Origin of the sequence: Kribbella qitaiheensis, from assembly GCF_042657745.1 — a bacterium.
GTDB classification, from domain to species: Bacteria; Actinomycetota; Actinomycetes; order Propionibacteriales; family Kribbellaceae; genus Kribbella; species Kribbella qitaiheensis.
The window spans coordinates 13,979-37,744 of the sequence record NZ_JBHSKE010000067.1; the positions used below are offsets into that span (position 1 = coordinate 13,979).

At 68.6% G+C, this 23,766-nt stretch carries 25 protein-coding genes and 2 pseudogenes; 13 read left to right on the forward strand and 14 right to left on the reverse strand.

The features are described from left to right. Positions 1-110 precede the first annotated feature (110 nt). Positions 111-1,010, forward strand: a complete 900-nt coding sequence (locus ACFPJ1_RS37170) for an LTA synthase family protein (RefSeq protein WP_380111000.1) — start codon at positions 111-113, stop codon at positions 1,008-1,010. Between the two features lie 17 nt (positions 1,011-1,027). Here the strand turns inward: ACFPJ1_RS37170 and ACFPJ1_RS37175 are convergent, their stop codons facing one another. Then, positions 1,028-1,879, reverse strand: coding sequence for a helix-turn-helix transcriptional regulator (locus ACFPJ1_RS37175; protein ID WP_380111001.1), 852 nt, complete (start codon positions 1,877-1,879; stop codon positions 1,028-1,030). 93 nt (positions 1,880-1,972) lie between these two features. Between ACFPJ1_RS37175 and ACFPJ1_RS37180 the strand changes: the two genes are divergently transcribed. Next, positions 1,973-2,764, forward strand: a complete 792-nt coding sequence (locus ACFPJ1_RS37180) for a phytanoyl-CoA dioxygenase family protein (RefSeq protein WP_380111002.1) — start codon at positions 1,973-1,975, stop codon at positions 2,762-2,764. A gap of 77 nt (positions 2,765-2,841) precedes the next feature. Here ACFPJ1_RS37180 and ACFPJ1_RS37185 read toward each other — a convergent pair whose 3' ends face one another. Beyond that, positions 2,842-3,261 carry a VOC family protein gene (locus tag ACFPJ1_RS37185; RefSeq protein ID WP_380111003.1) on the reverse strand — a complete coding sequence of 140 codons (420 nt, stop codon included), beginning with the start codon at positions 3,259-3,261 and terminating at the stop codon, positions 2,842-2,844. 180 nt (positions 3,262-3,441) lie between these two features. On the opposite strand from ACFPJ1_RS37185, the pseudogene ACFPJ1_RS37190 reads away from it, so the two are divergent. From ACFPJ1_RS37190 to ACFPJ1_RS37200, 3 genes and pseudogenes are all read left to right on the forward strand, one after another. Beyond that, positions 3,442-4,416, forward strand: a pseudogene (locus tag ACFPJ1_RS37190) (MFS transporter); the annotation flags it as partial. Between the two features lie 274 nt (positions 4,417-4,690). Further along, positions 4,691-5,455 (forward strand): fructosamine kinase family protein, encoded by a 765-nt coding sequence (locus ACFPJ1_RS37195; RefSeq protein WP_380111004.1) that lies wholly within the window; start codon positions 4,691-4,693, stop codon positions 5,453-5,455. Positions 5,456-5,535: 80 nt separating this feature from the next. Beyond that, positions 5,536-7,146: a beta-N-acetylhexosaminidase gene (locus tag ACFPJ1_RS37200; RefSeq protein WP_380111005.1), complete on the forward strand. Its 1,611-nt coding sequence runs from the start codon at positions 5,536-5,538 to the stop codon at positions 7,144-7,146. Positions 7,147-7,156: 10 nt separating this feature from the next. On the opposite strand, the gene ACFPJ1_RS37205 is transcribed toward ACFPJ1_RS37200, so the two are convergent. Next, complete coding sequence (locus ACFPJ1_RS37205) at positions 7,157-7,453, reverse strand: protealysin inhibitor emfourin (RefSeq protein WP_380111006.1); 297 nt, start codon at positions 7,451-7,453, stop codon at positions 7,157-7,159. Positions 7,454-7,935: 482 nt separating this feature from the next. On the opposite strand from ACFPJ1_RS37205, the gene ACFPJ1_RS37210 reads away from it, so the two are divergent. After that, a complete protein-coding gene (locus ACFPJ1_RS37210) occupies positions 7,936-8,139 on the forward strand; it encodes a cold-shock protein (RefSeq protein ID WP_012921273.1) in 204 nt (67 codons plus the stop codon). Positions 8,140-8,310: 171 nt separating this feature from the next. After that, positions 8,311-8,808, forward strand: coding sequence for a DUF6328 family protein (locus tag ACFPJ1_RS37215; RefSeq protein WP_380111007.1), 498 nt, complete (start codon positions 8,311-8,313; stop codon positions 8,806-8,808). On the opposite strand, the gene ACFPJ1_RS37220 is transcribed toward ACFPJ1_RS37215, so the two are convergent. Beyond that, entirely contained in the window at positions 8,789-9,646 is an 858-nt protein-coding gene (locus ACFPJ1_RS37220) for an LLM class flavin-dependent oxidoreductase (protein WP_380111008.1), read from the reverse strand. The two genes, ACFPJ1_RS37215 and ACFPJ1_RS37220, sit on opposite strands and share 20 nt — an antisense overlap. A 138-nt stretch (positions 9,647-9,784) precedes the next feature. On the opposite strand from ACFPJ1_RS37220, the gene ACFPJ1_RS37225 reads away from it, so the two are divergent. Continuing rightward, positions 9,785-10,582 carry a dioxygenase family protein gene (locus ACFPJ1_RS37225; protein ID WP_380111009.1) on the forward strand — a complete coding sequence of 266 codons (798 nt, stop codon included), beginning with the start codon at positions 9,785-9,787 and terminating at the stop codon, positions 10,580-10,582. Positions 10,583-10,675: 93 nt separating this feature from the next. On the opposite strand, the gene ACFPJ1_RS37230 is transcribed toward ACFPJ1_RS37225, so the two are convergent. Continuing rightward, complete coding sequence (locus tag ACFPJ1_RS37230; RefSeq protein ID WP_380111010.1) at positions 10,676-11,662, reverse strand: SMP-30/gluconolactonase/LRE family protein; 987 nt, start codon at positions 11,660-11,662, stop codon at positions 10,676-10,678. Positions 11,663-11,838: 176 nt separating this feature from the next. On the opposite strand from ACFPJ1_RS37230, the gene ACFPJ1_RS37235 reads away from it, so the two are divergent. Beyond that, positions 11,839-12,258 (forward strand): SRPBCC family protein, encoded by a 420-nt coding sequence (locus ACFPJ1_RS37235; RefSeq protein ID WP_380111011.1) that lies wholly within the window; start codon positions 11,839-11,841, stop codon positions 12,256-12,258. A gap of 39 nt (positions 12,259-12,297) precedes the next feature. Here ACFPJ1_RS37235 and ACFPJ1_RS37240 read toward each other — a convergent pair whose 3' ends face one another. Continuing rightward, the gene (locus ACFPJ1_RS37240) at positions 12,298-12,801 is read right to left on the reverse strand and encodes a DinB family protein (RefSeq protein WP_380111012.1); all 504 of its coding nucleotides are present in this window, start codon (positions 12,799-12,801) and stop codon (positions 12,298-12,300) included. 114 nt (positions 12,802-12,915) lie between these two features. On the opposite strand from ACFPJ1_RS37240, the gene ACFPJ1_RS37245 reads away from it, so the two are divergent. Together ACFPJ1_RS37245 and def are read left to right on the forward strand one after the other, a co-directional pair. Beyond that, positions 12,916-13,734: an LLM class F420-dependent oxidoreductase gene (locus ACFPJ1_RS37245; protein WP_380111013.1), complete on the forward strand. Its 819-nt coding sequence runs from the start codon at positions 12,916-12,918 to the stop codon at positions 13,732-13,734. Positions 13,735-13,815: 81 nt separating this feature from the next. Beyond that, a complete protein-coding gene (def, locus tag ACFPJ1_RS37250) occupies positions 13,816-14,424 on the forward strand; it encodes a peptide deformylase (protein ID WP_380111014.1) in 609 nt (202 codons plus the stop codon). 51 nt (positions 14,425-14,475) lie between these two features. On the opposite strand, the gene ACFPJ1_RS37255 is transcribed toward def, so the two are convergent. Next, positions 14,476-15,033, reverse strand: a complete 558-nt coding sequence (locus ACFPJ1_RS37255) for an AAA family ATPase (RefSeq protein ID WP_380111015.1) — start codon at positions 15,031-15,033, stop codon at positions 14,476-14,478. A 52-nt stretch (positions 15,034-15,085) separates the two neighbouring features. Between ACFPJ1_RS37255 and ACFPJ1_RS37260 the strand changes: the two genes are divergently transcribed. Beyond that, positions 15,086-16,138, forward strand: a complete 1,053-nt coding sequence (locus ACFPJ1_RS37260) for a LacI family DNA-binding transcriptional regulator (protein ID WP_380111016.1) — start codon at positions 15,086-15,088, stop codon at positions 16,136-16,138. Between the two features lie 177 nt (positions 16,139-16,315). Here ACFPJ1_RS37260 and ACFPJ1_RS37265 read toward each other — a convergent pair. The 4 genes and pseudogenes from ACFPJ1_RS37265 to cobT form a co-directional block, all read right to left on the reverse strand. Next, positions 16,316-16,666 (reverse strand): annotated as a pseudogene (locus ACFPJ1_RS37265) (GNAT family N-acetyltransferase); the annotation flags it as partial. A gap of 19 nt (positions 16,667-16,685) precedes the next feature. Beyond that, a complete protein-coding gene (locus ACFPJ1_RS37270) occupies positions 16,686-17,501 on the reverse strand; it encodes a TrmH family RNA methyltransferase (RefSeq protein WP_380111017.1) in 816 nt (271 codons plus the stop codon). Next, complete coding sequence (gene cobA, locus ACFPJ1_RS37275) at positions 17,498-18,715, reverse strand: uroporphyrinogen-III C-methyltransferase (protein WP_380111018.1); 1,218 nt, start codon at positions 18,713-18,715, stop codon at positions 17,498-17,500. The genes ACFPJ1_RS37270 and cobA overlap by 4 nt, the downstream gene beginning before the upstream one ends. Continuing rightward, positions 18,712-19,764, reverse strand: coding sequence for a nicotinate-nucleotide--dimethylbenzimidazole phosphoribosyltransferase (gene cobT / locus ACFPJ1_RS37280; RefSeq protein ID WP_380111019.1), 1,053 nt, complete (start codon positions 19,762-19,764; stop codon positions 18,712-18,714). Before cobT ends, cobA begins: the two co-directional genes overlap by 4 nt. A gap of 180 nt (positions 19,765-19,944) precedes the next feature. Between cobT and ACFPJ1_RS37285 the strand changes: the two genes are divergently transcribed. Further along, a complete protein-coding gene (locus ACFPJ1_RS37285; RefSeq protein ID WP_380111020.1) occupies positions 19,945-20,481 on the forward strand; it encodes a YbhB/YbcL family Raf kinase inhibitor-like protein in 537 nt (178 codons plus the stop codon). A gap of 57 nt (positions 20,482-20,538) precedes the next feature. Here the strand turns inward: ACFPJ1_RS37285 and ACFPJ1_RS37290 are convergent, their stop codons facing one another. Genes ACFPJ1_RS37290 through ACFPJ1_RS37300 form a run of 3 tightly spaced genes read right to left on the reverse strand, consistent with a single transcriptional unit; the run spans position 20,539 to position 23,659 of the window. Beyond that, positions 20,539-21,426, reverse strand: coding sequence for a carbohydrate ABC transporter permease (locus ACFPJ1_RS37290; protein ID WP_380111021.1), 888 nt, complete (start codon positions 21,424-21,426; stop codon positions 20,539-20,541). Continuing rightward, a complete protein-coding gene (locus tag ACFPJ1_RS37295; protein ID WP_380111022.1) occupies positions 21,426-22,379 on the reverse strand; it encodes a carbohydrate ABC transporter permease in 954 nt (317 codons plus the stop codon). Before ACFPJ1_RS37295 ends, ACFPJ1_RS37290 begins: the two co-directional genes overlap by 1 nt. Continuing rightward, positions 22,376-23,659 carry an ABC transporter substrate-binding protein gene (locus tag ACFPJ1_RS37300; protein ID WP_380111023.1) on the reverse strand — a complete coding sequence of 428 codons (1,284 nt, stop codon included), beginning with the start codon at positions 23,657-23,659 and terminating at the stop codon, positions 22,376-22,378. The genes ACFPJ1_RS37295 and ACFPJ1_RS37300 overlap by 4 nt, the downstream gene beginning before the upstream one ends. Positions 23,660-23,766 lie beyond the last annotated feature (107 nt).

Genomic DNA, 23,766 nt, shown 5'->3' on the forward strand with positions numbered 1-23,766 from the left:
CGCGTCTCCGGCTGCCAGCGTGGAAGACACCCCCCGGGCGCGACCACGGCAATTGTTGCCATGGCCATCTATCTGGAAGCGAGTAGCAGAACCCCCAGGGAAGTGATCTCATGAAGGAACTCGTGAAAGACCTCTGGCGCGAGGGTCGGTTCACGCCGGCAGCGCCGTACCAGCGCTTCGCCTACGTGTGCGGCGCGCTGCTGATCCTCAGCGGCATCTTCCACGCTTTCGTGTACCTCGTCGACGGCGGTCCGTGGACGGGACCGGTGTCCTGGCGGAAGCCGATCGTGTTCGGCCTGTCCTTCGGCATCACGCTGATCACCTTGTCGTGGTTCATGACGTTCCTGCGGCCGAGGCGGATCATCGCCTGGCTCGCGCTCGGTGTCTTCGCACTCGCCTCGCTCGGCGAGGTCTTCCTGATCAGCCTGCAGAAGTGGCGCGGGGTCGCGTCCCACTTCAACGAGACCACGACGTTCGACGAGAGCATCTTCTCGATGATGGGGATGCTGGTGGCACTGGTGGCGCTCGTCACCGTCTACGTCACGATCCGGTCGTTCTTCCGCGTCGACGCAGCGCCCAGCCTGGCCTGGGCCATCCGCATCGGCCTGGTCCTGATGCTGGTCAGCCAGGCGGTCGGCGTACAAATGATCGCCGAAGGTGGCAACACGTTCGGCACGGCCGGAGCGTTGAAGATTCCGCACGCGGTCACGCTGCACGCCGTCCAGGTGCTCCCGGCGCTGGCCCTCGTGCTCGGACTGTCCGCGTACGCCGAGCGCCGCCGGCTCCGGATCGTGGCTCTCGGCGCGAGCGGCTACGCCGTCCTGATCGCCTCGACCATGGTCCAGACGTACGACGGCCGCGGCCCCCTGGACCTCAGCTTCCTCACCTCCGGGCTCGCACTGATCGGGCTCGGACTCCTCGCCGCGAGCGCGGTGATCGCCCTGCGCGGCATCGCCCCCCGGCTTCGGTCCACTCCCCCCATTCTCGGCTCGCCGACCGCGGGGAGTTGACGGCTCTCGCCGATCGGTCAGGGGACGAAGGCGCGTTGGGCCTGGTGGCGGAACGCCCGGGGGGACATGGCGTGGGCGGCGGTGAAGCAGCGGGTGAAGTAGGACTGGCTGGAGAAGCCACAGCGGACGGCGATCTCCGCGATCGGGTCGGTGGTTGCCGCCAGCAACGAGGCGGCGTGCTCGAGGCGGAGATCGGCGACGAAGTCCGTCGGCCTCATCCCGTACGCCGTCCGCAGGGTGCGGGACAGATGCGCCGGACTGACCCGGGCCAGCTCGAGCAGCCGCGGCACTCCCCCGCGCAGGTTGTCCTCGGCGCGCATCGCCCCGCAGGCCTCCACCAACCAGTCCGGCGCCTGCTGGCCGGATGCGGTCGCGGGCAGCTCCTCGGGCGATACCTGCGGGAGGAGATCGATCCAGAAGTGCATCAGGTCGAAGGTTCCGGGACCGTCGGAGAAGCGCTCCAGGGCGCTCTCGAACGTCGCCACCACGCCGTCCGGATCACCCGGCCGGAAGGTAATCGGTTGCCGGGCCGCGTCCCAACTGCCGGTCGGATTCGTCCTGGTCAGGTTCAGGAATCCCTGCCACGCCGAGCTCGGGAAGGCCACGTTGACGAACTCCAGACCGTCCGGCGCCGAGCCTCGAAACGCGTGCTGGTCGCGTGGCCGGACGAGGACGACGTCGCCCGGCTCCAGAGGGACCGCGCCGGTGTCCAGCAGGTGTTCACCACGGCCGCGGATCACGCCCATGAACTCGTGGAAGTCGGCATGCGTGTGCGGTTCGGACGGACGTGTCCGCGGGGTCAGCAGCACCCGCGCCGCGTGGTACGGACGTCCGAGCGCCCAGGACGCGAACCGCAGTACCTGACTCACATCAACAAGCTACAAGTTTGCGTCAGCTCGCTGCTAGCCCGGCCACGCGCCGTCCCGGAGGATTCTGACAGGACGACCAGAGGGAGACACGGCATGACTTCAGTGGCGCAGAACCAGCTCTCCGGGGACGCGGTCGAGGCTTTCGAGCGCGACGGCTCCGTCATCTTCCGCGGCGTGATCGACGAGCAGCTGATCAACGAAGTGAACGATCACGTCGGGTGGCTGCAGGCCAGGCATCCGGATGTCCGGCCCGAACAACTCGGTCACGTGTTCCTGCGCGACGACCCGTTCTGGGTACGGCTGGTGAGCGATCCGCGGTTGCTCGAGGTCGCCTCGCTGTTCGTCGGGCCGGACCTCGCGCTCTTCGCCTCGCACTACATCTCCAAGCCGCCGTACTCCGGTCAGCCGGTGCTCTGGCACCAGGACGCCGCGTTCTGGCCGCTCGACCCGATGAGCGTGGTCACGTTGTGGCTCGCGGTCGACCACTCGACCCCGGAGAACGGCTGCGTGCGGGTGATCCCTGGCAGCCACCGCGGGCCGATCGCCGAGATGCGCGACAACGAGACCGTGGAGAGCGTTCTCGGCAAGGAGATCGCGGTCGAGGTGGACGAGTCCGAGGCGGTCGACATGGTGCTGGCGCCGGGCGACGTCGAGGTGCACCACCCGAACATCGTGCACGGCAGCAACGCGAACACCTCACCGAACAGGCGCTGCGGCCTGACCATCCGCTACATCCCGACCTCGACCCGGATCACCGATCCCGAGGTGCCGTACCCGAGCGCGTTCCATCTCCAGGGCTCCCCCGGCGTGAACAGCTACCAGCCGCGCCCGCGGTACGTCGAAGGTCGCGATTTCCCGTTCGCCGGGTGCTCCGAGTGGACCTGAGCTGGCGCCCGACCACGGCGCGCACGCGAAACCACCCGGCTCAGCGATGGTTCCTGAGCCGGGTGGTGCGTGCGGAGTCACTCCAGGCAGATCCTGAAGGGGTGGCCGGCCGGGTCGGCGTACACACGCCAGCCGCGCTCGTTCTCGGCGGGCGGGGCGTCGACCGGGTCGAGGGGTTCCGCCCCGAGGGCGACGACCGTCGCGTGTCCGCTCGACAGGTCGTCGACGATGAGGTCGAGGTGGAGTTGCTGACCATCGGCACCGGTCGAGCCGGCCGGCCCGGGCCAGGTGGCCGGGACGTAGTCCTCGGAGCGACGGAAGCCGAGCGTCGACCCGGGGCCGGTCAGGCTCCGCCAGTCGTCGTCACCGTGCTCGTCGATCTCGAGGCCGAACAGCGCCGAGTAGAACCGGGCGAGCTCGAGCGGGTCCGGGCAATCCAGCACCACCGAGCCGAGCCGCCCGGCAGTGCTGCCCGGCTGCTCTGCCACCTGCGTCATCTGTCCTCCAGCTTCCTTGTCAGGATGATCACTGAGCCGCGCCCACTCTGGTTGGCAGGCCCGACCGACCGCCAACGATGACAGGTCGGACCGACAGTCCGCATCTTTCGACACGCCTTGTTGAGGAGTCAGTCGTCTCCGGCCGACGAACATCCAGGCGAACACCGCGAGGAGTAACCCATGGCTGTCCCGGTCAACGCTCCGGCCGTGTCCCCCCGGCGCGCGGCCGCCGCCTTGACGGTGCTGGCGGTCTCGACGTTCACGTTCGTGACCACCGAGGTCCTGCCGATGGGACTTCTCACGGTGATGGCGGACGACCTCGACCGGTCCCGGTCTGAGGTCGGGCACCTCGTCACCGGCTACGCGGTCGTCGTGGTGCTCGCCTCCCTGCCCCTCGCGCGCCTGACCCAGAAACTGCCGCGCAGGCTCGTGCTGACCTGCACTCTCGGCGTCTTCGGTGCAGCGACACTGCTGTCCGCGCTGGCCCCCAGCTACCCGGTTCTGCTGGCCGCTCGCCTCGTCATCGGGCTCACCCAGGCGCTGTTCTGGTCAGTGGTCGCACCGGCCGCCGTCGGACTGTTCCCGCCTGAGAGACGCGGGCGCGTCGTCGCCCGGCTGGCCATCGGTACTTCGCTCGCTCCCGTGCTGGGTATCCCCTTGGGCACGTGGCTCGGCCAGCAGGCCGGCTGGCGGACGCCGTTCGTCGTGATGGGCGCCCTGGGCCTCCTGGCCTGCGCGGGCATCGCGGTGCTCCTGCCCACGATCGCCCCGGCGGACAGCAACTCGGCCCGCGGGAGCGCTCCGGACCTCCGCCGGTACCTGCTCCTGATCTTCAGCTCCGCGGTCGCCGTCACCGGACTCCTGACCGTCAACACCTACGTCGCGCCGTTCCTCCTCGATGTCAGCGGCTTCTCACCTGCCCTGCTCGGGCCCGTCCTGCTCGCGACCGGACTCGGCGGCCTGGTCGGCACGCTGGTGGTCGGAACACTCCTCGACCGGCACCCCTGGGCAGCGGTCGTCTGGCCGCTCGGACTCGCCACCTGCGCGCTGCTCAGCCTCTTCGCCCTGGGCCAGTACCGGCCTGTGGCCATCGCCCTGCTCACGGCGATCGGTGTGGCCTTCAGCGCGTTCGCCGTCGCCGGGCAGAACAGGACCCTCCAGGTAGCACCGGGTAGTACCGACATCGCGCTGGCAGGCAGCAGTTCCGCTTTCAACGTGGGTATCGCCGGGGGCGCGCTGATCGGTGGACTGCTGATCGACAACACAGGGGTGCGCAGCATCGCAATGGTCGGGGGCCTGCTGACGGCCGTGGCCGTCGCAGCCATGCTCACCGAACCCTGGCTGGCTCGCCGGTCCCGGAGCAACGGCGGCCAAGGTGAGGCTGATCGCTATTTCCTCGATGACGAAGGCTTCGTGGCAGAGTGCCGCCATGATCGACGCCTTCGTGAAGGAGAGGCACGACGCTCCGCCCGGGTTCTTCGAGGTCGAGGCCGCCGGTCTGCGCTGGCTGGACGTCCCCGGCGGCGTCCCGGTGGTGCAGCCGCTGCAAGTGTCCCCCGGCCGCCTGGCGACCCCACGGCTCCGTCCGGCGCCGCCGAAGGGCGCTGCCGCTGACGAGTTCGGCCGGAGGCTGGCAGTCCTGCACGACGCCGGCGCGCGCCACTTCGGCGTACCGCCTGACGGGTGGGAGACGGACGGCTACATCGGCACGATCGAGTTGCCGCACAGCTCGGAACCGACGAAGGCGTGGGGTGAGTTCTACGCATCTCTGCGGATCCAGCCCTATCTGCGGATGGCCTACGACCAGGGCACGATCGACGACCACCAGCTGGCCGTCTTCGAGCGCCTGTGCCGCAGGTTGACCGACGGCGCGTACGACGACCCGGCGGAGCAGCCGTGCCGGATCCACGGTGACCTGTGGTCCGGCAACGTCTTCTGGACCGCTGACGGAGTGCACCTGATCGACCCAGCGGCTCACGGGGGCCACCGCGAGACGGACCTGGCCATGCTCGGGCTCTTCGGCATGCCGAAGTTGGAGCGAGTACTGCGCGCCTACGACGAGGCCCACCCCCTGACAGACGGGTGGCGTGACCGGGTCGGCCTGCACCGGCTCCACCCGCTGCTGACCCATGTGGTGATGTTCGGCTCGTCGTACGTGCCCCAGGCCCTGGCGACGGCGCGGAAGTACGACTGAGTTCGCCGTACGCACGAGTAATGCAGAGAGATTGCCGAAAGACCTTGACTGGGGCTGTGAGCAGACGTTCACTTCGGGTCATGACACGACTCGCACGCCCCAGCCGTCGGGTCTCGCTGGCCGGCCTCCTCACCGCCGCCCTGCTAGCGACTCCCCTGATCGCCACCACCACGCCGGCCGCGGCCCAGCCGCAGACCGCCTCCACACCCGCCCTGATCCCCAAGCCGGTGTCCCAGCACGCTCTCGTCGGCCAGGACTTCACTCTGAAGCCCTGGAGCATCGTGGGCGTCGCTTCGAGCGCCAAGGAGAGTAAGGCCGCCCGCAAGGTCGCAGACCAGCTCACTACTCAGCTGCGACGGTCCACTGGCTACCCGCTGCCGGTGATCCCGCTTGTGCCTGGGGTGGCCGACATCAAGCTGTCCACCAACGGCCCGGCGTCTCTCGGGGCCGAGGGATACCAGCTGCGCGCCGACCGCTCCGCCGTGAGTGTGACAGCGGCCACCCCCGAGGGCCTGTTCCGCGGGGTCACCACACTCCGGCAGCTACTGCCCGCCAAGGCCGACGCTGCCAGCCGCCAGGCCGGCCCGTGGCGCGTCGCCGGTACTACGATCGCCGACTCCCCGCGGTACGGGTATCGCGGCGCCATGCTCGACGTGTCCCGGCACTTCTTCTCGGTGGCCGAGGTGAAGCGCTACATAGATCTCATCTCGCTCTACAAGCTGAACAAGCTCCACCTGCATCTCGCGGACGACCAGGGCTGGCGGATCCAGGTGGACTCCTGGCCGAGGCTCACGACGTACGGGGGCAGCCTGGAGGTCAACGGCACGCCCGGCGGCTCGTACACGAAGGCGGACTTCGCCGAGATCGTCCGGTACGCCGCCGACCACTACCTGACGGTGATCCCGGAGATCGACACCCCGGGTCACACCAACGCCGCGCTGGCGTCGTACGCCGAGCTGAACTGCGACGGGGTGGCTCCGCCGCTCTACACCGGCACGGACGTGGGCTTCAGCTCGCTCTGCGTCGGCAAGGAGATCACCTACGAGTTCCTGGACGACGTATTCCGTGAGGTCGCGCAGCAGGCGCCCGGCGACGTCATCCACCTGGGCGGCGACGAGGCGCACTCCACACCGCACTCGGATTACCTCACCTTCGTCCCGAAGGCGGCCGCACTCGTCACCAAGCAGCACAAGCGGGTGATGGGTTGGCAGGAGATCGCCGAGACACCCCTGCCCGCCGGCAGCATCGCGCAGTACTGGGGTACGGACGACGCGCGTTCGCAGGAACTGGCCCGCAAGGCCGCCGCTCAGGGCGCCAAGGTCGTGATGTCCCCGGCGAACCGGGCGTACCTGGACATGAAGTACGACGACAGCACGCCGTACGGGCAGGACTGGGCCGGTCTGGTCGACGTGCAGACGGCGTACGACTGGAACCCGTCCACGCTGGTCCCCGACCTGCCGGAGAGCGCTGTCGCCGGGGTGGAGGCGCCGATCTGGACGGAGACCTTGGACGACCTCGACAAGCTCGAGTACATGGCATTCCCGCGTCTGCCGGGCGTGGCCGAGCTGGGCTGGTCGCAGGCGTCCGCGCTCGACTGGACCGCCTACAAGGACCGCCTGGGCGCCCAGGGCTCCCGCTGGGACGTCCTCAGCGTGAACTTCTACCGCGCACCCGAGATCAACTGGCGCTGACTGGCGCGGGCTAGGCTCCGCCGCCTGGCTCCTGGGACTGCAGCACGCGGTCCAGGAGCCAGGCGGTCTCCTGGTCGAGGTCCTGCTCGGCCAGGGTGAGCTCCGTCGGGTCCGCGTCGTCGCTGTCACGCACCTCGAGCTGGTAGACGTACCTGTCGGGCTGCGGGCGCCCGGAGCCCAGTCGAGCCTGGTCCAGGCCGCGGGCGACCCGTTCGAGCCGGTCCGCGTCCGGATCAGACGACGTGTCGAGCTCGCCCCGCGCCATCAGGCCGGCGAAACCACCGCTGCGTACCACTCTGAGGATCAATGCCGGGCCTCTCGTCCGCGTCGTACCAAACCTTTGCCCGCGCCGCGGCGGTTGTCCAGCGCCGTACGACACGCCGGAGGAATTCACACCGGACTTGCGGCCATTACCGGGCGTACAGGGCCTGTTGTCCACCCTTGTCGGGGGTCCGGACCCGCTGCCGCATCCCTGCCTGAGCGCGAATCTGCAGGTCCGCGGGGGTTTCGTTGTCCACGGCCTGGCCGGGCCAGCCCCGCGGGAATCGGTCATCTTGAGTGGCCGAAGACCACGGAGCGTGGTGGAGCGCGACTTTCCGCGACACGTGTTCGCGGTCACCCCCCACACGAGGCTCCAGATCGGCTACAGTTATCGCGTTGCAGTTTTGGACTCCCACTGACTTTTGCTGTGCTGTACGGCCGGTTTCGTCGTCTGGGGCCTTTCGGCGACACGCGGTTCATGAGGTGTGGATCGCGTCTTGTTACAAGCCATCAAGGAGATAGACAACAATGGCTGTCGGTACTGTCAAGTGGTTCAACGCTGACAAGGGCTTCGGCTTCATCACCCCGGATGACGGTGGCGCGGACGTGTTCGCGCACTACTCGGCCATCCAGACCTCGGGCTTCCGCTCGCTGGACGAGAACCAGCGCGTTGAGTTCGAGATCACCCAGGGCCAGAAGGGCCTGCAGGCGGAGAACATCCGCCCGATCTGATCCGAGGATCAGGACCTTCTAAGAACTGAATAACGCGAGGGCCGCTCACCAACCGGTGAGCGGCCCTTTCGCTTCCCCTTGTTCGCTGGCCCCGTTGGCCTGCCCCTTCGCCTGCCGGGTAGGAGCGGCCACAGTTTCCTCGCGGGGTACCTGTCCGGCGTGAGGAGACAGATGACCGACGAAGACCGTCCCGGCGACTACCGGCGTAAGGAAGAGGACGAGGGCGAGCGCCTCGACCGGCACTGGAACGAGTTGCTGCAGGAACTCCGGCTGGCCCAGACCGGCACGCAGATCCTGTTCGCGTTCCTGCTCAGCATCGCCTTCACCAACCGGTTCCAGGATGCGGACGCCTTCACCCACGACGTCTACGCCGGCACCCTGATCGCGTCCGCCCTGGCGATGGCCCTGTTCCTGGCGCCGGTGTCCTTCCACCGGATCGTCTTCCAGAAGAAGTTGCGGGACCGGATGATCCCGATCGCGCATCACCTCACCAGTGGCGGCCTGGTCTTCCTGCTGATCGCGATCTGCGGTGGCGTGCTGCTGGCGATCGACGTGGTGCTGAGCCGCACGGTGGCGATCATCACCGTCGCGCTCGTGCTCGCCTGGTTCGTCGCCTTCTGGTACGTCCTGCCCGCCTACGTCCGCCGTACTAGCGAAGACGAGGAATGACCTCGGTCGCGATCTTCTCGAGGGTGTCCTCACTGCCGGCGTAGACGCCTTCGGTGCGGGGCCAGTGGGTGATGACGTCGGTGAAGCCGAGGTCCGCCGCGCGGCCGACGACGTCCTCGAAGGCGTCGACGCTGCTCAGGGAGTAACGCGCCGAGTCCAGCGCGAGGTACCGGTCGAACGCCCGCCCCTCATCCAGTACGTCGTCCAGCCGGTGGCTGAGGTCGCGCACCGAGGAGAACCAGGTCTCGTAGTCGGCCGACTTCAGCCCGGTGGTCACCCAGCCGGCGCCGTACCTGGTGGCCAGGCGGAGTGAGCGCGGGCCGTTCGCCGCCATGATGAAGGGCACCCGCGGTTGCTGGACGCACCCGGGCAGCGTGCGGGCGTTCCGGGTCTCGAAGTACTCGCCCTGGTGGTCGACGCCGTCCGTGGTGAGCAACGTGTCGAGCAGTCCGACGAACTCCTCGAACCGGTCGACCTTCTGCCGCGCCGTCAACTCGTCGCCGCCGAGGATGGTCTGGTCGATGCCGCCGCCGGAGCCGATCCCGCAAAGGAAGCGGCCCCGCGAGATGTCGTCCAGGGCGAGGATCTCGCGGGTCAGCGTCAGCGGGTGCCGGAAGTTCGGCGAGGTGACGAACGTGCCGAGCTTGATCGTCGAGGTCACCAGCGCCGCCGCGGTGAGCGTCTGCGTGGTCCCGTACCACGGGGAGTCCTGCAGGCCGTGCCAGGTCAGGTGGTCATAGGTCCAGGCGTGATCGAAGCCGAGCCCCTCCGCCCGTCGCCACTTCGGCTCCGCCTCGGACCAGCGGTACTCCGGCAGGATCGTGATTCCGAATCGCATGATCCGCACAGTAACGCGAGCGCCGGCGAACGGCCGCGGCAGCGCGACTCGCCACCTCGCCGACCCCGGAGCCGTAGAAATAAATTGAGTGTTCAACTACATTGGAAGGAGCAAGAACCCGAGAGGCGGAGAGCGACGATGAGCGACACCCTGGAAATCAGCCGGACGCCGGTGCTGTACCTGAGCCACGGCGCGCCCCCGCTGGCCGACGACCGGCAGTGGACGGCCGAGCTCGCCGCCATCTCCCCCGGCTTCACCAGGCCGAAGGCGATCCTGATCGTGTCGGCGCACTGGGAGGCCGCGCCGCTCACCCTCGCCGCTACGGAGACCGTGCCGCTGCTGTACGACTTCTGGGGCTTCCCGGAGCGCTACTACCAGGTCCAGTACGCCGCTCCCGGCGCGCCCGAACTCGCCGACCAAGTCCGCAAACTTCTGCACTCCCCGGCGACTCCCGTGTACGACGACCCCACCCGCGGCCTGGACCACGGTGCATACGTGCCGTTGAAGGAGATGTACCCCGAGGCAGACATCCCCGTCCTGCAGATCTCGATGCCAACGCTGGACCCGAAGCAGTTGTTCGACATCGGCCGCAAACTCGCGCCGCTCCGCGACCAGGGCGTGCTGATCGTCGGCAGCGGGTTCACCACGCACAACCTGAGCGCGGTCAACCTCGGCGGCTCGCCCGACGGGGCCGCGCCGAACTGGTCGATCGAGTTCGACGACTGGGCCAGGCGAGCACTCGCCGCCCAGGACGTCGACTCGCTGATCGACTTCCTGCACAAGGGACCGGCCGCGTCGATCGCCCACCCGCGGACCGAGCACTTCGCGCCGCTGTTCGTGTCGCTCGGCGCCGCAGAGGACTCGCTCGGCTCGGCCGACACCGTGGTGGACGGCTTCTGGTACGGCCTGTCCAAACGCTCCTGGCAGCTCGGCTGACCGTTCCTACCCTTGCGTCCGAAGAACCGAGGGCTATGACCTCGGCTTCTTCGGACGCAAGCGGGTTGGCGGACGCAAGCGGGTTGGCGGACGCTAGCGCGTCGGGGTGTCGAAGGTCGCGAGGTGGGTGGTGCCGATGCTGCTCAGCCACACCTTCCCGTCGCGCTCCCGTACTCCGGTGGGCATCCGGAAGTCCGGGTGCTTGCCCCGCAGATCGTGCACCAGGTTCCCGTCGTCGTCGTACGCCTGGATCTCGATGATGTCGGCCGCCTTCGGCTTCAGCGACTCGGGCAGACCCCAGACCACCTTGCGCAGTACGGGCGGCTTGGGCAGCAGGAAGTCCAGCAGGGCGTTGCGCGGTGAGCCGACCGCGACCCAGATCAGGCCGTCCGAGCCGCGCGCGATGTTGTCCGGCAGCCCGGGGATCATCGCGACCAGTTCGGGCTCGGCGTCCTCGGTGGTCAGGTCGAGCTTGAACAGGCCGTAGCTCGCGGTCTCGGCGAAGAACAACGTGTTCTGGTCACCGCTCAGCGCGACCCCGTTGGGGAACGGGCGGTCGGTCGTCAGCCGGGTGAGCTCGCCATCCGGAGTGAGCCGGTACAGGCTGCCAGTGCTGGAGTGCTCGAGCAGGTCCGCCATCCACTCGTCGACACCGAACCGGGTGGAGGAGTCGGTGAAGTAGATCGTGCCGTCGGGCAGGATGTCCGCGTTGTTGCAGAACCTCATCGGCCGGCCGTCGATCTCCGCGAGCAGCGTGGTGATCCGCCCGTCCTTGTCGAGCGTCAGCAGCCCGCGGTTGGCGTCGCAGATCAGCACCTTGCCGTCCGGCAGCCACTCCAGGCCCAGCGGGCGGCCGCCGGTGTCGGCCAGCACGCTGATCGCGCTGCCGTCGGCGCTGACCCGGAGGATCCGGCCGTCCAGCAGGCCGGTGAGGACGCTGCCGTCCTCGTCGATCAGAGCGTCCTCGGGTCCGGTGCCCGGCAACGCGACGGTCCGCACGTCGATCCGCTGCGGTTGGCGGGCCGCGGGAGCTGCCGGAGGCGTCCAGCGAACCGGGGCGATGCTCGACTTCGGGCTCATGACCCGACAGTAACGGTCTGAACCACCCGAGTGCTCGTTGCCGGTCGGAGCCGGAGCGCCGTCAACAGATCGAAAACAATCCAGAACGGGTGTCGGCCAGAGTGAGGGCCATCAGATCTTGCCAGCCCAGATCTTCCAGCCCAGTTCTTTCCAGCCCAGTCCCGAAGGAGCCCACGATGTTCACCTTCACCCGTACTGTCGAAGCAGCCCCGGACCAGGTGGTCCGTTCCTTCACCGAACCGGAGTACTTCGCGCGGTGGTTCGTCGCCGAAGGTTTCACGACACCGGCCGATCGCGTCACCATCGAGGTCCGTCCGGGCGGGGCCATCTCGGCGGTCTTCGTGGCCACGCAGGACGGGACAGAGGTCCCGTTCTCCTTGAAGTTCGGTGAGCTCGATCTGCCGCGGACGGTCGTCATCCACTTGTCCGGGCCCGACGAGGTCGTCACGGTGACACTGCGCGAACTCGCCGCCGACCGGACCGAGCTGACCTACCAGAGCTCCGGCCTGACCCCGGAACAGCAGGCCCAGGTCGAGTCCGGCGTCTCCCACATGCTCGACCTGCTGGCCGACTCCCACCGCGCCGACCCGGCCTGAGCAGCACTACTCGCTCAGCCGGGTCGCTGGTATGGCGCGTTACTCGCCGGTGGAGCCGTCCAGGCGTTCGCGGAGGAGGTCGGCGTGGCCGTTGTGGCGGGCGTACTCCTCGATCATGTGGGCGAGCACCCAGCGCAGTGTGTAGCGCTTGCCGTCGTCCTCGACGGTGTACCCGGGATCGAGGTCCTTGACCACCGATCGCGCCCGCTCGACCGCCTCGTCGTACCGGTGCAGGTCGGCGTCGTACTGCGAGGGGTCCAGGCCGATCCAGTCGCCTTCGGGATTCTCGCGTGAGGAGTACGCGTAGACGACCGGCTCGTCGGTGAAGGTGCCGACCGACCAGCCGAGCTCGACCTCGGTCAGGTGCCGGACCAGGCCGTGCAGCGTCATCGACGAGGGGTCGATCGCCGCGGTGCCGAGTTGCTCCGGGGTCAGGCCTTCGCACTTCCAGCGGAGCGTGGCGCGCTGGAAGTCGAGGAAGCCGACCAGCGTCTCCTTCTCCCCCGCGTCCGTGGGCGGGTCAGGTCTGCCGTTGAGGTCCATGCCCGGAACCTACCGTCCAGAACCGACAGCCGCTGACCAACGGCAGTGGGTCGGTCAGTTCGGATGGTGGCCGTACCGGAGGATCCTCCGATATGGCGTATAGGCTTCTCCACCATGACATCGACTGAGTCCACTGCCCGTCCGTACAGCGCCTTCCCGGTACGGATCGGCGTTCAGGTTCAGCCCCAGCACGCCGAGTACGCCGACATCCGGCGGACCGTCGCCGCGGCCGAGGAGATCGGCGTCGACGTGGCGTTCAACTGGGACCACTTCTACCCGCTCTCGGGTGAGCCGGACGGCCTGCACTTCGAGGCCTGGACCATGCTCGCCGCCTGGGCGGAGGCCACCGAGCGCGTCGAGATCGGCGCCCTGGTCACCTGCAACTCCTACCGCAACCCCGAACTGCTCGCCGACATGGCGCGGACCGTCGACCACATCAGCGACGGCCGGCTGATCCTCGGCATCGGGTCCGGCTGGTTCCAGCGGGACTACGACGAGTACGGCTATGAGTTCGGCACGGCGGGCGGCCGGCTGGACGCGCTCGGCGAGGCGCTGCCGCGGATCGAGCAGCGCTGGACCAAGCTCAACCCGAAGCCGACCCGCGACATCCCGGTGCTGATCGGCGGTGGCGGCGAGAAGAAGACGCTGAAGCTCGTCGCGCAGCACGCGAACATCTGGCACGGCTTCGGCGACGCCGAGACGATCGCGCACAAGCACGCCGTGCTCGACGGGCACTGCAAGACCATCGGCCGCGACCCGGGCGAGATCGAGCGCTCGGCCGCCGTCGGCGACAAGACTCCCGAGGAGCTGGGCAAGTCCCTGCTCGACGTCGGCACCCGGCTGTTCACCATCCACACCTCCGGCCCGGACTACGACCTCGGTCTGGTCCGCGACTGGGTCGCCTGGCGCGACGAGGTCAACGGCCAGGTCTGACCACCTGACGCCCGCGGTCCGCAGTACCGGCGGAGGACCGCGGGCGTGTCGGTGGCGCCTGGCTTCGCTAGGATTTCCGCCATGCCTACGCTGCCTACGAACGGTTCGGTGCTGCCCATCACCCGGTGGGGCGAGGACGTCATGCACCGGCTGAACAAGCCCGTCACCGAGTTCGGCGAGGACCTGCACAAGCTCGTCGCGGACATGGTCGCGACGATGAACGCCGCCGAGGGTGTCGGTCTGGCCGCGAACCAGGTCGGAGTCGACCTGCAACTGTTCGTCTTCGACTGCCCCGACAAGGACGGCGTGCAGCACCAGGGCGTCGTCTGCAACCCGGTCGTCGAGATCCCCGAGGGCAAGGACCGCCAGCTGGACGAGGGCGAGGAGGGCTGCCTGTCGCTGCCCGGCGCCTTCACCAAGTGCATCCGCCCGGACTGGGCCCGCGTCACCGGCGTCGACGAGAACGGCGAGCCGGTCAGCTACGAAGGCACCGGCCTCTTCGCCCGCTGCCTGCAGCACGAGACGGACCACACCCAGGGCACCGTCTTCGGCGACCGCATCTCCCGCAAGTACCGCAAGCGCCTCTACGCCGAGGCCGAGGAGCTCGCCCCCGACTACCCGTCCGACTGGCCCGTCTCCCCCATGCTCCACCCCGAGGACCACCAGGAAGAAGAAGGCCTCAACGCCTGACCTGTACTCCGGGTCCGCGGGGCAGCGTGTTCGTTCCGGCCGGCCGCGGTCTCACCAGAGGGACGATTTGAGGTCGTCTTCGACGATGGCGGCGACGGTTTCGTCGGGGGTCTGACCGGTGGTGTCCAACCAGAGACCTCGGCGAGGTGTGTCGGCGAGGCCGGTCTGCAGAACCTTGACGGCGTCCGCGAGGGTGCCGCCAGGGGGTTGCCAGTCGCGGTAGGAGTTGGAGCCCCGGGCCAGTTCTCGTTCGACGATCGAGTCGACGGACGGGGTCAGGACGACCAGGTGGGGCTCGGCCAGGTCGGCGAAGGAGTCGAGCCAGCGGGTGACGTCGTCGCCCATCATGATGTCCGAGCAGACGAAGTCGAGGCCGGCCTCGAGGTAATGCCGGGCCACGAGAGCAGTCGCGTCGTACCGGAGTTGGAGCTGGCGGACCGCCTCGTCGGAAGGCTCGGGCGTCATCACCGCGGCCCCGGCGACGACCGCGTGGAAGAACACGTCGCCGTCGATGGTGGCGGCGGGTGGGCCGAGGCTGGCGGCGAGCAGTGGGGCGATGGTGGACTTCCCGGCGGCCTGCATCCCGATGATCAGCACGACTTTCCGCATGACCGCAATCCCATCACGAGCGTCCAGCGGTTTTCGGCCATAAACTGCGGCAGTGAGTGGAGCGTCGCGAGGCTCAGGTCCGAGACGGCCGGTCACCCTCGACGATGTCGCGCGGCAGGCGGGTGTCTCGCAGCCGACCGCGTCCAGGGTGCTCAACGGCTCGTCCCGCAAGGTCGCCGAGAGTTATCGCGAGCGGGTCCTGCTCGCGGCCCGCGAGCTCGGCTACACCCCGAACCTCCCGGCCCAGGCGATGGCCCGCGGTACGTCGCGAACGATCGCGCTGGTGATCAGCCTGATCTCCGACCCGTACTTCTCGGCGATGGCGGCCGAGATCATGAAGCAGGCCGAGATCCTGGGGCTGCACGTGTCGATCGCCGTGACCGAGCGGCAGGCGGACCGCGAGCTCGACCTGGTTCGTGAACTCCGTGGTCAGCAACCGCGAGCGATCATCCTGGCCGGTTCCGGGTACGTCGATCCGCCGTCCGAGGAGCATCTCGTCGACGAGCTCCAGCGGTACGAGGAGACCGGCGGCCGGGTCGTCCTGATCAGCCGATCGGACCTTCCGTTCGAGACGGTCGACTTCGACAACCAGGAAGGAGCCCGGCAGTTGGCACTTCAGCTCGCCGGGCTCGGCTACCAGCGCTGCCTCGTGCTCGGCAGCGATACTCCCCTGCTGAGCATGCAGCGACGCGTCGAGGGATTCGTCGCCGGCCTCGAGGAATCGGGGGTCGCGGACGCCGGCGCCCGGGTGCACCACCCTGACTTCAGCTGGTCCGGAGCCCGCGAGTTCGTGCTCGGCCTGAGCGACGATGAACTCCGCGACCTGCAACTGGTGTTCGCCGTCACGGACGACATGGCGCTGGGCGCGCTCGCCGGCCTGCGCGAACGCGGTCTCCGCATCCCCGAAGACCTCGGCGTGGCCGGCTTCGACGACATCACCACGCTCCGGGACGTAGTACCGAACCTCACCACCGTCCACGTAGCCCTGGACGCCGTCGCAGCGGAAGCCGTCCACCGAGCCACCACCACCGACCCGAACCCCACCCGCCGAACCGCCCCCGCCTACCCAGTACTCCGCGCCAGCACCCCGCCCCTCACACCCTGACCCCACGCTGGGCCGAGCAGGCACCTGGACGGGCGGATGACTGGTGGGTGGCCCGGACCGCCAGCACTCACCAACTACGCCCGACCCTCTAGCGCGCCGCCTGACGACGCCGGGCCCGGCACCTGTCGGCGAGGTTGGTGAGTGCTGGCCGTCCGCTGGATCACCCAGGTCGAGTTCGGTGAACGCGTAGTCCAGCCACGACTTGGCCGCCTCCGTCGCGTAGCCATGGCCCCAGTACTCCCGGGCCAGCCGCCAGCCGAGCTCCATCTCGTCGGGATACCAGGGCTCCCGTTGCAGGCCGCCCGCCCCGAGGAACGCGCCGTCGGACCTTCGCTCGATCGTGAGGAAGCCAATTCCCTCGGCGTCGTGCTGTGCGTTCACCGCACCGGCGATCCAGTCCGACTTCTCGCGGGTGAGCGGCTCGCCGCCCAGGAACTCCATCACCTCGGGATCAGCGTTCATCGCGGCCCACTCCGGCAGGTCCTCGTCCCGGAACGGCCTCAGCACCAGGCGGTCCGTAGTACGCATCGCGACTCCTCGGGACCGGTCAGGGACGGGTGGCGTAGAAGGCGACGGCTGCTGAGGATGCCACGTTCAGGGAGTCGACGCCGCCGGACATCGGGATCCGCACGGTGAGGTCGGCCTGCGCTAACACGTGTGGCTTCAACCCGTGGCCCTCGGTCCCGAAGATCAGCGCGAGCTTGTCGTCCTGCCGGGCAACCAGTTCGTCCAAGCTGATCGAGTCTTCGGACAGCGCGAAGCCGGCCGCCACGAACCCGCGCTTCTGCAGCCGAGCAAGATCTCCCGGCCAGCTGATCAGCCGCGTCCACGGCACCTGGAAGACCGTCCCCATCGACACCTTCACCGACCGCCGGTACAGCGGATCCGCGCAGGTCGGGGATACCAGGACCGCGTCGACCCCCATCGCCGCGGCCGCCCGGAACCCAGCCCCGACGTTCGTGTGATCGACGATGTCGTCGAAGATCGCCACCCGCGCCCGATCACCTAATCCTTCGAGCAGAGCTTCCAACCCGACCGAAGCCCGACGCTTGTACGACGCCAGCGCGCCCCGGTGCACGTGGAATCCGGTTGCCTTCTCGGCCAGTTCCTCCGACACCACATAGACCGGCACCGAAGGCCACTTGTCGAGCACGTCCTGCAGGGTGTCCAGCCAGCGCGGCGCCAGCAGGAACGACCGCGGCTCGTACCCCGCTTCGGCCGCCCGCCGGATCACCTTGGCGCCCTCGGCGATGAACAGCCCGTGCTCCTCCTCGAGCAGCCGGCGCAGGTTCACCTCCCGCAGTTGGACATAGTCAGCCAGCCGCTCATCAGCGGCATCTTCCAGCGGGATCAACCGGCTCATGACACCTGCGCGGCCACGTCGACGACGTTGCCGATGACAACGATCGCAGGGGCGCCGACGCCCGCGGCGGCCATCGTGGCGGCGATACCGGCCAGATCGGACCTGACCTGCTGCTGACCGGGAAGGGTGCCGTCGGCAATCGCCGCGGCGGGTGTGGAGGCCGGCCGGCCGTGCTCCATCAGCGTCGCCGCGATGGCCGGCAGGTTCTCCACTGCCATCAGCAGCACCAGCGTCCCGGAGAGCTGAGCGAGCGCCTGCCAGTTGATCAGCGAGTCCGGGTGTCCCGGCGGGATGTGCCCGGACACCACCGTGAACTCATGCGTCACGCCGCGATGCGTCACCGGGATCCCGGCCACGGCAGGCACCGAGATCGAGCTGGTGATCCCCGGCACCACTGTCCACGGCACCCCGGCCTCGGCGCAGGCGAGCGCCTCCTCGAAGCCCCGCCCGAAGACGTAAGGGTCGCCGCCCTTCAGCCGCACGACGACCTTGCCCTGCCGCGCACGATCGACCAGGATCCGGTTGATCTCCTCCTGCTGCGCCGACCGACCACGCGGAAGCTTCGCCGCGTCGATCAACTCGACGTCCGGGTGCAACTCCTCCAGCAAAGGCTGCGGCGCCAGCCGATCGGCGACGACCACGTCAGCCTCGGCGAGCAACCGCCGCCCGCGCACGGTGATCAGGTCTGGATCACCAGGCCCGCCTCCGACGAGGTACACCCCAGGCTGCTTGGCCAGCGAGTCGCGAGCCCCGAGCGCGCCAGTCCGGAGTTCTTCCAGGATCGCGTCCCGTACGGCGGCCGACCGCCGGTGGTCACCGCCACCCAGTACGCCGATCGTCACCTGGTCGTGCTGCCCGGAGGCCGGAGTCCAGGCGGTCGCGCGGGACCGGTCGTCGGAGCGGACGCAGAAGATGCGCCGCTCCTCGGCCTCCGCGGACACCTGATCGTTGACCGCGGGGTCATCCGTCGCCACCACCACGTACCAGGCGCCGTCGAGGTCACCCTCGGCGTACCCGCGTTCGACCCAGCGCAGGTTCGGGTTCGTCAGCAGGCCCTCGATCGTCGGCGTGATCGCCGGCGAGATCAGGTCGATCTGAGCGCCCGTCTCGAGCAGCCTGGGCAATCGCCGCTGCGCCACCCCGCCGCCACCGACGACCACGACGCGGCGGCCGGTCAGGACCAGCCCGGACAGGTACGGCGCGGGTTCGGTCACGCGTCGTCCTCCGCGGTGATCCCCGCGGACTCGAACGTCGCCATCTCGGCCAGCGCCCGGACCGCGCAGGTCAGAATCGGGTAGGCCAGTACTGCGCCGGTGCCCTCGCCCAGGCGCAGATCGAGATCCACCAGCGGCTGCAGGCCGAGCGTCTTCAGCGCCACCGCGTGACCTGGCTCGGCCGACCGGTGCCCGGCGACGCAGTACTCGATGGCCGCCGGGTGGAGCGCCTGGGCGACCAAGGCGGCTGCGCCCGCGATCACCCCGTCGAGGATCACCGGCACCTTGTTCGCGGCTCCACCGAGGATGTATCCGGCGAGCGCGGTGTGCTCCAGCCCGCCGTACGCGGAGAGCGCTCCCAGCGGATCCGACGCCGGTACGCCGTGCAACGCCAGGGCGGAGCGGACCACCGAGGTCTTGTGGGCCAGGGTGGCGTCGTCGATCCCGGTCCCCCGGCCGGTCACGTCCTCGGCGGTCATCCCGGTGAAGGTGGCGATCAGCGCGGCGGAGGCGGTCGTGTTCGCGATCCCCATGTCGCCGGTGAGCAGGCAGCGGTAGCCGTCGCGGACGAGGTTGTCCGCGAGTTCGAAGCCCACTGTGACCGCGGCCAGCACCTCCTCCTGAGAGAGCGCTTTCTCCGTCGCCAGATCGCGAGTCCCGGGGCGCACCTTGGCGTGCACGATGTCCAGCCCGTGCACGTCGCTCGCCACCCCGACGTCCACCACCCGGACATCGACCCGGTTGTTCGCAGCGAAGGCGTTCACCGCTGCACCGCCGGCGGCGAAGTTCGCCAGCATGGCGGCGGTCACCGCCTGTGGCCAGGGGGAAACGCCCTGGGCGTGCACACCGTGGTCGGCCGCGAACACCGTGACGACGGCGGGGCTCGGCACCGCGGGCGGGCAGGAGCCGGTCATTCCGGCCACCCGGACGGACAGGTCCTCGAGCACACCGAGGGAACCGGCCGGTTTCGTCAGCGCGAGCTGACGCTCCGTGGCGGCGCGCATCGCCCGCTCGTCCGCCGGCCCGATCCGGGCCAGAAAGTCCTCCACCGCTGGTGCCTCCACTCCAGTTGCGGCCACCTGAACGCGGCCAGCACCGATCTTCGCATCTCCGCGCCCGCGACCCGACCTGATCCCGGCCAATGATGGAGGCTGCCGGGGTGGGGACCGCCTGAATCGGCCAGTAATGTCGGAATCACCACACGTCGCGAGATCCCGGAGGATCACAGAATGTCGCTCGAACGGCCGGTCGCACCGGACCCCTACGAACTGCTCCCGACGGTCGGCTCCTTCACCGTCACGAGCACCGACGTCGCCGACGGCGAGCCGCTCGGCGCCGCCCAGGTGTTTGCCGGTGGCAACACGTCACCTCAGCTCAGCTGGGAGGGCTTCCCGGCCGAGACCAAGGGCTTCGTGGTGACCTGTTACGACCCGGACGCCCCGACGCCGTCGGGCTTCTGGCACTGGATCCTGGTCAACCTGCCCGCCACTGTCACCGAACTGCCGGCCGGCGCCGGCGCGACGCCGCGGCTCGACAACGGCGCCTTCCACGTCCGCAGTGACTACAGCACCAAGGCGTTCGGCGGCGCCGCCCCGCCGGCCGGCGACCGCGTGCACCGCTACTACTTCGTCGTGCACGCGATCGATGTCGAGGCCCTGGACGTCGACGACGAGGCCAGCGCCGCGGTGGTCAGCTTCAACCTGGCCTTCCACACCCTGGCCCGCGCGATCATCACGCCGACCTACCAGGAGCCGGCGGCTAGCTGAGCGTCTCGATGGTGAAGCGGCGGGAGCCGGTCAGGGACTCCCGCCGCAGCCTGTGGGTCAGTCCTTGATACCGGACTGGGTGACTCCCTGGATCAGGTAGCGCTGCAGGAAGGCGAAGATCAGCACCAGCGGCAGGATCGACACCGCGACCGCCATGAAGAGCTCGTGGATGTTGATCGTCTGAGCCGTGACGAAGGTCGACATCGCCACCTGGATGGTCCAGGACGACGAGTCCTGGCCGATCACCAGCGGCCACAGGAACGAGTTCCAGTTGCCGATGAAGGTGATCGCGGCCAGCGCCGCGAAGAACGGCAGCGAGTTCGGCACCACGATCCGCCAGAAGGTGCCGAAGTGGCCTGCGCCGTCCACCCGGGCCGCTTCCTCGAGCTCCTTGGGGAAGTTCAGGAAGTACTGCCGGAAGAGGAACGCCGCGAACCCACTGAACAACGTCGGGATGATCAGCCCGCGCAGCGAGCTGACCCAGCCCAGCGACGAGACCACGATGAAGCTCGGGATGAACGTCACCGCGCCCGGGATCATCAGCGTTGCCACGATCGCGTAGAAGACCTTGTCCGCGTGCCGGTACGGGATCCGGGCCAGGCCGTAGCCCGCCATGGACGCGAGCAGCAATTGACCCGCGGTACCGAGGATGCCGACGACCGCCGAGTTGTAGAGGGCCCGGGCGATCGGGACCTGGGTGTCCTTGAACAGTTCGCTGATGTTCCCCCACTGCAGGTCCTTGGGGAACAACGTCCACTCGGGCGAGGTGATGTCCGCCTCCGTCGACAGCGCGTTCCGCAGTACCAGGTAGAACGGCAGCAGGAAGAGAATGACCGCGATCACGAGCGCGAACCAGCGCAGGACGAGGGCGATCTTGCCGAGCGTGCTGCGGGAGTAGCCGATCGGCTGCGGGGTCCCGGTGGTCCGGTCGATCACGGTGGCCATCAGTCCCCCGCCTTCCCGAAGCCGAAGATCCTGCTCTGCAACAGCGTCACCAGCATGATGATCACCGCCAGGATCAGCGCACCCGCGCTCCCGTGCCCGAGGTCCTGGATCGTCCCGAGCGAGATTCCGTACAGGTAGACCAGCGGCGGCCGGGCGAAGTTCACGTTGCCGATCAGGTTGTAGAACTCGTCGAAGGCCTGGTAGGCCGCGATCAGGTTCAGGATCAGTACTGCGACCGAGGTCGCGCGCAACTGCGGCAACGTGATGAACCGGAACGTCTGCCAGCCCGGCTTCGCCCCGTCCACGTACGCCGCCTCGTAGAGCGTCGGGTTGATCCGCTGCAGCCCCGCGATGAACAGGATCATGTAGAACCCGAGCTGCAACCACAACCGCACGGTCACGATCGGCAGCCAGAACCACGGCGGGTCCACCGTCGAGAGCCAGGCGATCCCGTCGATCCCGAACCAGCCGAGCACCGTGTTCGCCAGGCCGAAGCGGACGCCGTTGAAGATCGACAACCGCCAGATCAGCGACGCCACGACGTACGAGCAGGCGGTCGGCAGGAAGAAGACGGACCGAAAGAACGCCCGGGCCACCTTCACCTGGTTCACCAGCAGCGCCAGCGCGAGCGAGAGCACGAACGTCAGCGGCACGATGAAGATGGCGAACACGGTGAACGTGCCCAGGCTGGACAGGAAGTTGTGGTCGGTCAGCATGTCGACGTAGTTGCGCAGGCCGACGAACTCCGACGGCGTGACGGTGTTCTGCGCCTCGAAGAAGCTGAGGACCAGGCTCCAGATGATCGGCAGGTAGGAGAAGATCAGCAGCCCGACGACGAAGGGCCCGACGAAGAGCCAGAACCACAGGGTGTTGCCGGCGATCCCCTTCCGGTTGCCCCGCCGCTCCGGCACCTTGCCGACCGGTGCCGGAGCGAGGGCGGTGCGGGTGCTCATCCGAACAGCCGCGTGAGTTCTGTGTTGACCGTCTTCTCGGCCTTACTGATCTCACCCGCGGGGTCGGATCCCTTCCGGATGATGTTGGTGAGCATGTCGTTGAAGGCGCTGCCCATCTTCGGGGTCCAGGACGGGTTGTCTGTCCTGCCGTAGTCCTGGGTCAGCTTGACCGTCTCGGCCGCGGCGCCCGTCTGCAGCTTGGAGGCCTTGGCTGCAAGGCTCTTGCGCGGTGGGATGTGGAAGCCGTAATTGAGGCACCAGTCCTCCTGGTCCTCCGCGTTGTCGATCCACAGCCACTTGACGAACTTCTTCGCCGCGTCGACGTTCTGGCTCTTCGCCGAGACGAACTGGGTCCAGCCACCGGAGTACACGGCCGGGGTGCCCTGCGCGTCGAGCTTCGGGAACGCGAAGACACCGAGGTCGTCGCCGAACGCCTTCTGCATGGCCGGCAGCGCCCACATCCCGATCCACTGCATGGCGACCAGGCCCTGGAGGATCGCACTCGGATCGGTCCAGTCGGTCGGTGCGCCGAGCAGCGTGCTCTTGCTGGCGTAGAGCTCGTGCAGCTTGGAGAACGCCTGGGCCGCCCGGTCGCCGGTGAAGCCCGGCTTGTTGTCCGGCGTGAGGTACGCGCCGCCGGATGACCACAGCGCCGGGCCGCCGAGGGCGAGGCCGCCGTCGTTGCCGACGAAGATGCCCTTCACCTTGTTCGTGGTGAGCGCCTTCGACGCGGCGATCAGGTCGTCGATCGTCTCCGGCGGCTTGATCCCGGCCTTGTCCAGCAGGCTCTTGCGGTAGTAGATGACCTGGGGGTCGACAATCATCCGGATCCCGTAGACCTTGCCGTCGATCGTGTTGGTGGCCAGGTCCTCCTCGGCGAAGTCGCTCTTCACGTCGGCGAGGATGTCGTCCAGCGCCACCACCTGGTTGCCCTTCACCATCGCGATGTTGAGCTGGCTCTCGAACACGTCCGGGCCCTTGTTGGACAGCAGTCCGGAGGAGAGCTTGGCGCCGTAGTCGCCCGGGGTCCACTGCACGGCGACGTTGGCGTCCGGGTAGGCCTTCGCGTACTTGAGGGCCGCTTCCTTCGTACCGGTCTCGCCGTACTGGTGATACCACTGCGACAGGGTGGCCTTGTCGCCGCCACCGCCTCCGGGGTCCGCCGGGCGGCCGGTGTTGCCGCCGCAGGCCGCGGTGAACGCGGCGAGGGCCGCTAGGCCACCCGTCCGCTTGAGCAGGTCACGCCGGGTCAGGCCGGCGTTCGGAACATGAGCGGGCATGAGACCACCTCCGAGAGCAGCGCCGCGACGCTGCGGCGCAAGCGGGATGCCCCGTAGTTACTTAACAGCGTTAAGCATCTCGGGTTTCGCACACGTTACAACTGAAT

Bases quoted from the DNA above. Each gene is read 5' to 3' on its own strand.
- ACFPJ1_RS37170 (WP_380111000.1), top strand. From the start codon at position 111: ATGAAGGAACTCGTGAAAGACCTCTGGCGCGAGGGTCGGTTCACGCCG.
- ACFPJ1_RS37180 (WP_380111002.1), top strand. From the start codon at position 1,973: ATGACTTCAGTGGCGCAGAACCAGCTCTCCGGGGACGCGGTCGAGGCT.
- ACFPJ1_RS37185 (WP_380111003.1), bottom strand. From the start codon at position 3,261: ATGACGCAGGTGGCAGAGCAGCCGGGCAGCACTGCCGGGCGGCTCGGC.
- ACFPJ1_RS37195 (WP_380111004.1), top strand. From the start codon at position 4,691: ATGATCGACGCCTTCGTGAAGGAGAGGCACGACGCTCCGCCCGGGTTC.
- ACFPJ1_RS37200 (WP_380111005.1), top strand. From the start codon at position 5,536: ATGACACGACTCGCACGCCCCAGCCGTCGGGTCTCGCTGGCCGGCCTC.
- ACFPJ1_RS37210 (WP_012921273.1), top strand. From the start codon at position 7,936: ATGGCTGTCGGTACTGTCAAGTGGTTCAACGCTGACAAGGGCTTCGGC.
- ACFPJ1_RS37215 (WP_380111007.1), top strand. From the start codon at position 8,311: ATGACCGACGAAGACCGTCCCGGCGACTACCGGCGTAAGGAAGAGGAC.
- ACFPJ1_RS37220 (WP_380111008.1), bottom strand. From the start codon at position 9,646: ATGCGATTCGGAATCACGATCCTGCCGGAGTACCGCTGGTCCGAGGCG.
- ACFPJ1_RS37225 (WP_380111009.1), top strand. From the start codon at position 9,785: ATGAGCGACACCCTGGAAATCAGCCGGACGCCGGTGCTGTACCTGAGC.
- ACFPJ1_RS37230 (WP_380111010.1), bottom strand. From the start codon at position 11,662: ATGAGCCCGAAGTCGAGCATCGCCCCGGTTCGCTGGACGCCTCCGGCA.
- ACFPJ1_RS37235 (WP_380111011.1), top strand. From the start codon at position 11,839: ATGTTCACCTTCACCCGTACTGTCGAAGCAGCCCCGGACCAGGTGGTC.
- ACFPJ1_RS37240 (WP_380111012.1), bottom strand. From the start codon at position 12,801: ATGGACCTCAACGGCAGACCTGACCCGCCCACGGACGCGGGGGAGAAG.
- ACFPJ1_RS37245 (WP_380111013.1), top strand. From the start codon at position 12,916: ATGACATCGACTGAGTCCACTGCCCGTCCGTACAGCGCCTTCCCGGTA.
- def (WP_380111014.1), top strand. From the start codon at position 13,816: ATGCCTACGCTGCCTACGAACGGTTCGGTGCTGCCCATCACCCGGTGG.
- ACFPJ1_RS37255 (WP_380111015.1), bottom strand. From the start codon at position 15,033: ATGCGGAAAGTCGTGCTGATCATCGGGATGCAGGCCGCCGGGAAGTCC.
- ACFPJ1_RS37270 (WP_380111017.1), bottom strand. From the start codon at position 17,501: ATGAGCCGGTTGATCCCGCTGGAAGATGCCGCTGATGAGCGGCTGGCT.
- ACFPJ1_RS37285 (WP_380111020.1), top strand. From the start codon at position 19,945: ATGTCGCTCGAACGGCCGGTCGCACCGGACCCCTACGAACTGCTCCCG.
- ACFPJ1_RS37290 (WP_380111021.1), bottom strand. From the start codon at position 21,426: ATGGCCACCGTGATCGACCGGACCACCGGGACCCCGCAGCCGATCGGC.
- ACFPJ1_RS37295 (WP_380111022.1), bottom strand. From the start codon at position 22,379: ATGAGCACCCGCACCGCCCTCGCTCCGGCACCGGTCGGCAAGGTGCCG.
- ACFPJ1_RS37300 (WP_380111023.1), bottom strand. From the start codon at position 23,659: ATGCCCGCTCATGTTCCGAACGCCGGCCTGACCCGGCGTGACCTGCTC.